This window comes from Gilvimarinus gilvus, assembly GCF_030518155.1.
GTDB lineage: Bacteria > Pseudomonadota > Gammaproteobacteria > Pseudomonadales > Cellvibrionaceae > Gilvimarinus > Gilvimarinus gilvus.
Genome location: NZ_JAULRU010000613.1, coordinates 1 through 382, shown reverse-complemented (window position 1 = coordinate 382; position 382 = coordinate 1). Strand labels below are relative to the sequence as shown.

1 pseudogene is annotated in these 382 nt (G+C 45.5%); it reads left to right on the top strand.

What is annotated here, in order from left to right:
• Window positions 1-199 (top strand): annotated as a pseudogene (locus QWI17_RS15170) (MFS transporter); the annotation flags it as partial.
• Between the last annotated feature and the right edge of the window lie 183 nt (window positions 200-382).

Here is a 382-nt window from a genome sequence, read left to right as displayed (position 1 = left end):
TTTGGGTGCGTATGGATATGTTGGAACCGACCCCTCAACCATTAAGCAAACTACTGGAGGCATGGTGATGCTAATGAGCTGGATACCTGCGGCATTTGCATTTGTTTCAGTATTGTTGCTGATTTTCTATCCGCTGAACTCAAAACGCATGAGCGAAATTGAAGCGGACCTGGAGGCTCGTCGGGCCCAGCAAGCCTAACGTGACAAAGCTAAGCATTTAGCAAAAAGGGCCGGTATTTCCGCAATGCTGTTCACTTAAGCATTTGAAGTACAGCGTGGCCTAGTAGAAAATCCGATTTCAGGCATGGAATCGGATTTTTTTATGGCTTTTCAACAAGACCTTCTCGACCTAAGTGATCTCTTTAACTTCTCCGACCTTAGT